This window comes from Emticicia sp. (genome assembly GCF_043780375.1).
GTDB lineage: Bacteria > Bacteroidota > Bacteroidia > Cytophagales > Spirosomataceae > Emticicia.
Genome location: NZ_JAYWCU010000204.1, coordinates 1 through 7,388, shown reverse-complemented (window position 1 = coordinate 7,388; position 7,388 = coordinate 1). Strand labels below are relative to the sequence as shown.

Below are 7,388 nucleotides of genomic sequence, written 5' to 3'. Positions count from 1 at the left end.
TATGTTTTTTGCTTCTTTTAATTCTGATAGTTGTTTATCAAAATTTTCCGTGCGGCCATACAACATAGCCAGGCTATTTTTAATATACCCTAATAATATTATTCTATTTATTTTAGGGTCATTGCTGGTAAAATATTGCTTAAAAAATGGCGTGATAATAACATCTTTTGCAATATTTTTATCTTCAATTAATTTATGGGCTAAAAGTAATTTAGTAAGGGCATTTCCATAGTCTCCGCTACTCAACAATGTATAGCCGAGGTCGCTCAGGATACTTGCCTGGTAAAATTTTTGATTTAATTTTTCTGCAATTGAAAAAGCAACATCAGCATAATAAATAGCACTATCTCTGTTAACTTCTGAATATTTTAATGCCAACTGACAAAAATTATTCAAACGAATTGTATCATTTTTTCCGAATGACGCAAGTGGATAATTAAATATGATAAATATGATGAATAAATAACTTTTAATCCGTTTCATTGTGATGACTTTAAAATGTTATTATAAATGTTGTTCCTACCCCCTCAGTAGATTCGACTTCCAATGTGCCGCCATGCCCTTTCGTCACAATATCATAAGTGAGTGAAAGCCCCAAACCCGTGCCTTGCCCAGTAGGTTTTGTAGTGAAGAAAGGTTGGAAGATTTTGGCTTTGACTTCGTCGGTCATGCCTGTGCCGTTGTCGGTAACTTTGATGATGACTTGGTTATTTGTCTGCTCCGTTTTTATCACCACCAAAGGCTTTTCTACTTCTCGAACAGCATAAAAAGCATTATTAATCAAATTCAATAAAACCCGCCCAATATCCTGCGGAATGACTTCGATTTTGGGTAAGTTTTCATCAAAATCTGTCTTGAAATCGCTATTAAATGAACTATCTTTTGCACGTAAACCATGATAAGCAAGTCTTAAATATTCATCAGCCAAAGCATTAATATCAGTCAATTCTTTTACACCTGTGCTTGCTCTTGAATGTTCGAGCATTCCTTTTACAATGCTACTTGCTCGTTTGCCGTGATGGTTGATTTTTTCTTGGTTTTGAGCAAGGTCATCAAGTAGCTCATTTACCAATAATTCATCACGTTTTTCTATTGTCTTTTTTCTCTCGTCTTGAATCTCTTTTATTAAATCCACACTCAATTCAGAGAAATTATTGACAAAATTCAAAGGGTTTTGAATTTCATGGGCGATGCCTGCGGTGAGTTCGCCGAGAGAAGCTAATTTTTCGGATTGGATAAGTTGGGCTTGGGTGGATTTGAGTTGAGAAAGAGTGCTTTCAACTTTATCTTTTTGTTCTTGAAGTAAGTTTTTGGCTTTTTTCTCTTTCTGATTATTTCTATATAGAATAAAAGCAATAATAAAAAAAACACTTAAACCAGCCAGTAATAAATATTGCTTTAAACGATTTTGATAAGCCAATCTTTGACTTTCTATTTCTCGTTGACGTACTTGTTCATCAACTACGATAGTTTGCAATGCTTGTGTTTGACTTGCTCCAAATAAACTATCTTTGGCAGCAGCAGCTATTTTGAAATATTGAAATGATTTTTTAGGGTCTATTGTCTCGTATAATTCCGACAATAAAGATGCAGCTTCTAAAGCACCTTGCTTATAAGAAGTCAGATTCGATTCTGTAAGTGCTTTCTGAGCATAATGAATACTTGAGTCAAGTTGCTTTTCTTTTTGGAATAATTTAGCAATCTGATTAAGCACAATAGCTTTCGTTCTCCCTCTACTGCCATCTTGGTAGAATTGAAGGCTTTTTTTGTAATAATTCATGGCAAGGCGATTATTACCTAATTTAGCATGAATGTTACCAAAATTTCTAAAAATTATGGGATTGATGTTGTCCTTTGATTGAAGAAGTTCTTGATAAACCTCAGTTGTGTAATACAAAGCCGAATCTAATTGATTCATTTTCTCGAGAATATTTCCAATATTCATTTTCACACCTGTGGCTTTTTGATGATTTCGTTCATTGATTGCCTTCGATTGTTGGTAATAGTTCAGTGCTTTCGGGTGATTGCCCAAGGTAGCATAAACACTGCCAATATGACTTAATGGAAGTGCTGCTTCTATTGGTAAATGATTATTCTCCGCAATTTGTAAAGCCTCGAATTGCATTTGTAACGATTTTGGTAAATTACCTAAATCTATTAATGTACGACCAACGAAAGCCAAGGCACGTATTTCTCCTTTGGGGAAATGGATTTGGCGAGCCAATTTAATTGCTTGATATCCAAACACCACACTGGAATCTGGTTTTGGTTCTCGAAACCGCTCAGCCAGTGAAACCATTATTAAAACTCGATTGGTATCACGTTTGGCAACAGATAATTGATGCTTTAAGCTATCAAGTATTTTTCTGCTTTGGGCAGTTTGAGTAAATCCAAAACTACAAATAAGTACCAAAAAGAGGGTAAGGCTTAGTGTTTTCATGCAGAAGTGATTACATTTTGGTTAGTAAATAGAAATAAAGATAGAAAATTTTATTTTGTTTGTGCAATTACAAACCTTTAACTTTATTAAGCGGGAAGGAGTAAGAATTTTGACCAAGAAAGAAGAGAAAAAAACTTTAGAAGAGATAATCGTTCTGTGGTAAATAGAATTTGAAAAGTCAATCATCAAATTTGCTCTAATCGCAAGGATTTGCACTAATTGAAGTCTTGAAAACTGCACCACTCACTACATTAAACCCAGGTTTTAGTAGAATTGATTGCCCTGTTTGATAAATCGTGGATGTATTAGAAATTTTGTTGTTGGCATCAATCAATAGCCTTGATTTTATGGTAGAATTGCCCGTTAAATCATCATTTTTGCTACTCAATGCAACAATATTATCGCAAGGATTTATTTGCTTTTGATAAGAAAACTGACGAATTTCGGCTATGCTTCCTGCTAAAAAACTAAAATTTAGCGTCGTAGAGTTATTAGGTGTTGTACAAGGTTCACCGCAAGGAAAGCCATAAGTGCTAAATGAAAAAGTACCAAAAGAATATTTTTGTTCGTCGGTACAAGTAAGTAACGGCGAAGGACACTCATTTTTGTATTGTTTTTCAGCATATAAAAAGCTAAAACGAGCATCTTTTGTATAAATTCCCATGCCAATATCTGCTTGATTGGTCATGGCTACCCATTTTTCGGTGGGGATTGTCCAAAAATTATTCTGATTAGGTGAAAAGCTTGTTCTTGTCTGAGTCGTTTGGCTGGTATAAGGATTAGTTTCGTTGTAAGTTTGCCATTTACTGGCAAATGGATAGTTGAGATTGATAAACAAATGGAGTGAAACCCCAACATTGGTATTACTCACAAAATACGGAATATTTCGCACTTGTTTTACAGTGAAATTCGCCGAAATTCCAGTCAAACTAACCCAGTATTCGTTGTATGCACCCGCATCAATTTTTTTATAAACACCATTTTCATTATTCACGAAACCCCATTCCCATAGCTTCGATTTGATATATAAAATGCCTTTTGGCTTATCAAACACTATTTTTTCGGGTATGCCTCCCAAATTTTCTGCATTATTAAAATATTGGTTGTAAAAGTTTCCTTGTGGAAGCCCGTTCCATTCTCGTGAAGCCCCGCCCGAATCGGGATAAACATCGGACAAATATTTTGCAGTAGGATGGGGTTTCCAAGTAGAAGGATTGTCGGGATAAATACGTGTTTCAAAACCCGCTTGTCTGCCTGCATCATGGTTATTGATGATGTTTATTCCATTCGATTTTCTTTCAAAATAACTTAAAGCACCGCCCATTCGCTTATCAAATCCAACTTGAATAATCCCATTGTCTAAATAATAACGAACGCTGTCTTCCCAAAAAACAGTAGAGTCCATTTTTGAGAAGGCAACTGATGATTGACAACAATAAAAAAACAAAAATAGAGCTTTAACAGTATTTACTCTTGTTTTCATAATATAGTTGCTTTGCTCAAAAGTAGAAATTCATTAGATTTTATGACTAACGAATAGTTAATTTACTTGAATAAATGAAATAATACTACTCAAATTGATACAAAAATTAGTAAGTGATAGTATATTTGAATCTTACACCTCGAAGGGCTAAGGCATTATTACCCCAATTTGCTCCGCCTGAACTAATATCAACCAAAATATAATAGTAAAAAGATGAATTATCAACCGTAATTGCTGGAGAAATGGCCAATGTTGCCCCTTGAACACTTATACTTGATGTCAATGTAGCGGTGTTTACGGTAGCAATGGGTGTTTGAATAGTAGCTGTGCCTGTTCTTGGAACCCTTATTAGGCTGGCTTCTAAAAAATCACCGATTACATTATCAACGGCATGCAAAACAATTTCAGATAAATTTGCATCATCAGGAAACTCTACGGGCATTACGATTTGCCCATCGCCTTTTTTTACGGCACTCGAAAAATAAGCTAAGCAAGCAGTAGCCATGTAGGTAAAATTTGTTGAGGATGTTGCACCTATATTTCTGGCACTTGCAGCCGACACATTATGGTATTTTGTAGTGGTATTAGTGGTTGATGGGGCCGTGCCTTCAATCAAAAAGCCACTGGCATCTACATAAACAGGTCGGTCGCCAGTACCCGAAAGATTACTGAGTAGTAAATTTCCTGTAATTGCAGTAGGGCCGCTTACATATAATTTATAACCAATCGTATTATTTACTCCGATTCCTACATTTCCTGCACTCGAAATATTGACTCGCTCCGCATTATTTGTACCGATTGAAAAACTTCCATTTTCATAATTCCAAAGCCTTGCGTTTGCGACATTAGGCTCAAAACCAATATCCAATCCATCAGTGGCAGTAATGCCTGACAATGAATTACTCAGTTTCATGATACTTTTTGAACTATTATTGACTTGATGGTTGTGAAATAAAGCAACTGGTGATACACCGAGTCCAACATTTCCATTTTTCAGAATCATCATGGCATTGCTTCTTGCTGCACTGTTTTGTCCATTTCCTATAGTAAAAAGTGGGTCGGTAGCTACCCAAGAAGTAGCATTGGTCACGGGGAAAAGATTATAATAACCCATAGCTACCGAATAATATGAATTGGCATTAATACCAGTGCCGATGGCAACGCAGTTTGTTCCAGAAGCGTTGTTAAGTTCGCCAATAGCAATCGTGTTGGAAGTTCCGTCGGCAATTGAGTTATTACCAATGGCTACGCCATACAAAGCGTTTGCTCTTGCACCATAGCCCATTGCCAGCCCATTATTGCCCGTTGCTTGTGTATTTTCTCCAAAAGCAATAGTATTTGATGTGCCGTCTGAAATAGCGTTTGTGCCAAAAGCTACATTTCCAATGCCAGTGTCTCTTGAGTTATAGCCAGAAGAAAAAGAATGTAAACCTACGTTTGCTGCATCCCAAGCATCGCCATTGATTGTGCCACAACGAAAAGCACTTCGAGATGGAATCCACATCATGCGAGTGCCTGCACCGGCAATTGGTACAGTAGGCGGATTTGTTATATTTGTTGCTCCATAGGGAACTATACTGGTATTATTCGACCAAAAACCACCCGAATTAGTATTTCTTATTTCGTTTCCTGCTAAACCATTCATACTCCATAAACTACTTTTGGGAAGTTCAGTCCATACGCCATTTTGGCTGTACCAAAAGCCATTGGTATCGGTATCATAAACTAATAATCCATTGGCTGGGCTACCAATAGCTGTTCGTTGAGAGGAATTCATCCTCGGAAAAAGCACTCCTTGAGTTGTGCTATTGGCATCAATAATACTTTGAGTATTTGGAGTCAGTGTAATACTTTGGCAATAAGTTTTTGAAGCAAAAACGATAGCTCCAATCATTATTAAGAAGAATGTTTTTTTCATGGCTTTACTATTTTGTAAGTTTAAGAAACCTTTTATGACAATTTAATTTATTCCCACCTCAATTATTGTTATATTCTCCAAAGACTAATTTTCCAGGTCTGAAACTACAACTTTCTTCACCTTCTCCGCCAATAAACAGTCCATTTTCCAAGGCCGAAATATGCCCTTCGGTATTGATATGGTAGCAAAATCCTGAAAAACTGACTGTCTGATAGGCCGTCCAAGTATTAGTACTGCTATTGGTCAATTTGTAAAAAACACCATAATTGTAATAGGTATCTCTTACTAAAATTCTATCACCATCAATGGCAACAGAAGCACCAAAATAGACCGCACTATATGGTGAAATTAGGGTTTTAGGGCTATTTATCCATAAATTGGTAGTAGTATTGTATTTATAGACTCTTGCTCCAAACCGATAGCCTACAACCATATAATCGCCATTAATTGCTACATCTTCACCCAAGTCATTATTTTGAGAAAGTGCAAATGTTTGTACTAATGACCATGTTGAAGCAGGTTTACGGTAAGTATATACTTTACCAGTATTACTATCATTTATTGAACCATTGTCAGCTCTTGGTTTAGCTACAACAATTGTGTTTTCATCTTTAAATCTAACAACCATTCCGAAGCCATCAGAATTAAATCCTGTTGTTTCGACAAATTTTTGCTGAAAAGTCCAAACTGAAGAAACAGGAGAATATAAATATGCAGAACCTAAATTTGTAAGGCTCGGAGAAGGATTATCGTCTCCAGAAGAAGCAATCAAAGCAAAAGGGATACTTGAAGCATTTACAAAAAAATTAACAGAAACACCAAATCTATCGCTTGTAAGACCATCAGAAGGGATGATTTTGGCTTCCTGTGTCCAGACATTACTAATTTTTTTGTAAATATATGCTGCACCAGTATTTGAACTGGCTCCAGGAGCACCTACTATCATGTAGTTTCCAACTAAGGCAACACTTGCTCCAAAATTATCATTTGTAACTCCGTCAGCAGCAATTAATTTTTGGGTTTGTGTCCAAGTTTTAGAAGAAGTGCTGTAAGAATAAATATAAACAGCCCCTTGATTGGTATTGGTGTTTACTTCTGCATTGGGAGCACCCGCAATGGCGGTTGTGCCTGAAATAGCAACAGCATGACCAAAATTATCATCTGCTGTGCTATCTGATGCAAATTTTAGTTGGAGCTGCGTATCAACGATACTATCTTTTATCGAACAATACCAGTTTTTATCAAAAAAACTACATAATCCTTTTTTATCACTATCAAATACCGTAAATCCGTTTGATGGATTTTGAATACCCAAACGTTCGACCGTTCCCATAGAGGGAATTCTAACGCCTCTTTGATAATCACTTTTTATATCAATCATGGCTGGATTCTCTGTAGTGCCAGGTGAAATAGTAATGCTTTGACTGAATGCAGACTCACAGAAAATAATGAAAAAAAGATATAAGGAGATAGTTTTCATAGCTTTTGAAATTTTGTTCAAAACTATGGAATAGAGAGATTGAGCGGTACTACTAAATGTAGTAGGG

Annotated in this window: 5 protein-coding genes; all 5 read right to left on the bottom strand. The window is 36.1% G+C overall.

Going from position 1 to position 7,388, the window contains the following annotated elements:
• On the bottom strand, nucleotides 1–483 hold a 483-nt coding region (locus ACH2CJ_RS16055; protein ID WP_394993969.1), incomplete at its 3' end, for a hypothetical protein.
• A 10-nt stretch (nucleotides 484–493) separates the two neighbouring features.
• Nucleotides 494–2,440: an ATP-binding protein gene (locus ACH2CJ_RS16050; protein ID WP_394993968.1), complete on the bottom strand. Its 1,947-nt coding sequence runs from the start codon at nucleotides 2,438–2,440 to the stop codon at nucleotides 494–496.
• Nucleotides 2,441–2,636: 196 nt separating this feature from the next.
• Nucleotides 2,637–3,845 (bottom strand): 3-coathanger stack domain-containing protein, encoded by a 1,209-nt coding sequence (locus tag ACH2CJ_RS16045; RefSeq protein WP_394993967.1) that lies wholly within the window; start codon nucleotides 3,843–3,845, stop codon nucleotides 2,637–2,639.
• Nucleotides 3,846–4,029: 184 nt separating this feature from the next.
• The gene (locus tag ACH2CJ_RS16040; protein ID WP_394993966.1) at nucleotides 4,030–5,841 is read right to left on the bottom strand and encodes a hypothetical protein; all 1,812 of its coding nucleotides are present in this window, start codon (nucleotides 5,839–5,841) and stop codon (nucleotides 4,030–4,032) included.
• Nucleotides 5,842–5,899: 58 nt separating this feature from the next.
• On the bottom strand, nucleotides 5,900–7,388 hold a 1,489-nt coding region (locus ACH2CJ_RS16035), incomplete at its 5' end, for an FG-GAP repeat protein (RefSeq protein ID WP_394993965.1).

Bases quoted from the DNA above. Each gene is read 5' to 3' on its own strand.
- ACH2CJ_RS16045 (WP_394993967.1), bottom strand. From the start codon at position 3,845: ATGGACTCTACTGTTTTTTGGGAAGACAGCGTTCGTTATTATTTAGAC.
- ACH2CJ_RS16050 (WP_394993968.1), bottom strand. From the start codon at position 2,440: ATGAAAACACTAAGCCTTACCCTCTTTTTGGTACTTATTTGTAGTTTT.
- ACH2CJ_RS16040 (WP_394993966.1), bottom strand. From the start codon at position 5,841: ATGAAAAAAACATTCTTCTTAATAATGATTGGAGCTATCGTTTTTGCT.